We start from the raw sequence: 3544 nt of genomic DNA on the forward strand, positions 1-3544 counted from the left end.
AATCGAACTTGACCTCTGGTGGCTAGAAGCATCAGGGGGCGCGCTGTTGGGTGTCTGAGGAAGCAATCCTGTGGGTTGGGGTTGGTTCCCGCTGCCACCCTGGAGAACTCCCGGTCGGGCTTTCGAGTCTGGTTCTGGTGTGAGGTGTCCGGGTTTGTGGTCGGTGTTTTGATTTGTGAATAGTGTGCGCGAGCATCTAATTATCTGTAGTGGCCAAGTGATAGTGGCACACGGTGGATGCCTTGGCATCAGGCGCCGATGAAGGACGTGGGAGGCCACGATAGGCCACGGGGAGCTGTCAACCGAGCTTTGATCCGTGGGTGTCCGAATGGGGAAACCTAGCCCGAGTTGTGTCGGGTTGCCGCCATCTGAATGTATAGGGTGGTTGGTGGTGACGCGGGGAAGTGAAACATCTCAGTACCCGTAGGAAGAGTAAACAATAGTGATTCTCCTAGTAGTGGTGAGCGAACGGGGAAGAGGCTAAACCGTGCGCGTGTGATAGACGACAGTCGTTGCGTGTGCGGGGTTGTGGGGTGCATCTTTTCGGGTCTGTCGGCCCGGAGCGCTGGTGGTTCTTTTAGCTGAAGCCGTTGGGAAACGGTACCGGAGTGGGTGAGAGTCCCGTAGGTGAAGGAAGAGCCCAGGTGTTGGTGTGTTCCCGAGTAGCGCGGAGCCCGAGAAATTCCGTGTGAATCTGGCAGGACCACCTGCTAAGCCAAAATACGTCCTGATGACCGATAGTGCACTAGTACCGTGAGGGAAAGGTGAAAAGTGCCCCGGTGAGGGGTCGTGAAATAGTACCTGAAACCGTGTGCTGTCAAGCCGTCAGAGCTGGTCCTTGTGGCTGGTGATGGCGTGCCTTTTGAAGAATGAGCCTGCGAGTCATGGTGTGTGGCGAGGTTAACCCGGGTGGGGTAGCCGTAGGGAAACCGAGTCTGAATAGGGCGTTGGAGTCGCATGCTGTGGACCCGAAGCGGAGTGATCTACCCATGTCCAGGGTGAAGCGGGGGTAAGACCTCGTGGAGGCCCGAACCCACCAGAGTTGAAAATCTGGGGGATGAGGTGTGGGTAGGGGTGAAAGGCCAATCAAACTCCGTGATAGCTGGTTCTCCCCGAAATGCATTTAGGTGCAGCGTCACGTGTTTCTTGCTGGAGGTAGAGCTACTGTTTGGCTGATGGGCCCTACAAGGTTACTGACGTCAGACAAACTCCGAATGCCGGTGAAGTGAAGCGTGGCAGTGAGACTGCGGGGGATAAGCTTCGTAGTCGAGAGGGAAACAGCCCAGATCATCAGCTAAGGCCCCTAAGCGTGTGCTAAGTGGTAAAGGTTGTGGAGTTGCCCAGACAACCAGGAGGTTGGCTTAGAAGCAGCCATCCTTTAAAGAGTGCGTAATAGCTCACTGGTCAAGTGGTTCTGCGCCGATAATGTAGCGGGGCTGAAGTACACCGCCGAAGCTGTGAAGTCCAAGATTTTTCTTGGGTTGGTAGGGGAGCGTCGTGCATCCGGTGAAGCCGCCGAGTGATCGTGTGGTGGAGGGTGTGCGAGTGAGAATGCAGGCATGAGTAGCGATAGCAACGTGAGAAACGTTGCCGCCGATTGACTAAGGGTTCCTGGGGCAGGTTAATCCGCCCAGGGTGAGTCTGGACCTAAGGCGAGGCCGACAGGCGTAGTCGATGGATAACGGGTTGATATTCCCGTACCCGTGCATGAGCGTCCAATATCGAATCAGGTGATGCTAACCACGCCGGTTCTTGGTGTTCCCTTCGGGGGATGCCGATGCGCTGGTCTGGGATCCGAGCTTGTAGTAGGTAAGTGATGGGGTGACGCAGGAGGGTAGCTCTACCCGGCGATGGTTGTCCGGGGGTAAGCGTGTAGGCCGGGGGGTAGGTAAATCCGCCTCCCGTGAGGGCTGAGACGTGATGCCGAGCCGTTTTTGGTGAAGTGAGTGATCCCATGCTGTCGAGAAAAGCCTCTAGCGAGTTCGTGTGTGGCCAGTACCCTAAACCGACGCAGGTGGTCAGGTAGAGAATACCGAGGCGTTCGGGTGAACCATGGTTAAGGAACTCGGCAAATTGTCCCCGTAACTTTGGGAGAAGGGGAGCCCTGTCCGGTGAAGGAGTTTTCCTCTGGAGCTGGGTGGGGTCGCAGATAGCGGGGGGAAGCGACTGTTTATTAAAAACACAGGTCCGTGCGAAGTCGTAAGACGCTGTATACGGACTGACGCCTGCCCGGTGCTGGAACGTTAAGAGGACTGGTTAGTGGGGGTTCGCCCTTGCGAAGCTGGGAATCTAAGCGCCAGTAAACGGCGGTGGTAACTATAACCATCCTAAGGTAGCGAAATTCCTTGTCGGGTAAGTTCCGACCTGCACGAATGGCGTAACGACTTCCCCACTGTCTCAACCATGGGCCCGGTGAAATTGCACTACGAGTAAAGATGCTCGTTTCGCGCAGCAGGACGGAAAGACCCCGGGACCTTCACTATAGCTTGACATTGGTGTTTGGGATGGTTTGTGTAGGATAGGTGGGAGCCGGTGATGTTGTCACGCTAGTGGCGGCGGAGGCGTTGGTGAAATACCACTCTGACTGTTTCGGGCATCTAACTTTGGACCGTGATCCGGTTCGGGGACAGTGTCTGGTGGGTAGTTTAACTGGGGCGGTTGCCTCCTAAAGTGTAACGGAGGCGCCCAAAGGTTCCCTCAGCCTGGTTGGTAATCAGGTGTTGAGTGTAAGTGCACAAGGGAGCTTGACTGTGAGACGGACGTGTCGAGCAGGAGCGAAAGCTGGGACTAGTGATCCGGCACCGGCGTGTGGAAGCGGTGTCGCTCAACGGCTAAAAGGTACCCCGGGGATAACAGGCTGATCTTCCCCAAGAGTCCATATCGACGGGATGGTTTGGCACCTCGATGTCGGCTCGTCGCATCCTGGGGCTGGAGTTGGTCCCAAGGGTTGGGCTGTTCGCCCATTAAAGCGGCACGCGAGCTGGGTTTAGAACGTCGTGAGACAGTTCGGTCCCTATCCGCTGCGCGCGTTGGAGACTTGAGAAGGGCTGTCCCTAGTACGAGAGGACCGGGACGGACGAACCTCTGGTGTGCCAGTTGTTCTGCCAAGGGCATGGCTGGTTTGCTACGTTCGGGATTGATAACCGCTGAAAGCATCTAAGCGGGAAGCTTGCTTCGAGATGAGGTCTCCTGCCTCCTTTGAGAGGGTAAGGCTCCCTGTAGACGACGGGGTTGATAGGCCGGGTGTGGAAGCCCTGTGAGGGGTGGAGCTGACCGGTACTAATAGGCCGAGGGCTTGTCCGCTGCAGATAATTGGGTTGCTCGCGCACATTTTTCACGAAAGCTTGGCTGTTGTGGCTCCTTGTTTGGGGTTGTGATGGTCGTGTGGTTTCCGTGGTGGTTATTGCTGGAGGGTCACACCCGGTCTCATTCCGAACCCGGTCGTTAAGTCTCTTTGCGCTGATGGTACTGCCCTGTGGTGGGGTGGGAGAGTAGGTCGCTGCCACGGTTTTTTTTGAGGGGGTCCGCTTGTTGGCGGGCCCCC

At 56.5% G+C, this 3544-nt stretch carries 2 rRNA genes; both read left to right on the forward strand.

Annotated features, from left to right (window positions below):
* Window positions 1–210: 210 nt before the first annotated feature.
* A 23S ribosomal RNA gene (locus NLI01S_RS24705) occupies window positions 211–3304 on the forward strand.
* Between the two features lie 88 nt (window positions 3305–3392).
* Window positions 3393–3508: ribosomal RNA gene (rrf, locus tag NLI01S_RS24710) — 5S ribosomal RNA — on the forward strand.
* Window positions 3509–3544: the final 36 nt, after the last annotated feature.

It is taken from the genome of Nocardiopsis listeri NBRC 13360 (genome assembly GCF_001570765.1).
Lineage (GTDB): Bacteria > Actinomycetota > Actinomycetes > Streptosporangiales > Streptosporangiaceae > Nocardiopsis > Nocardiopsis listeri.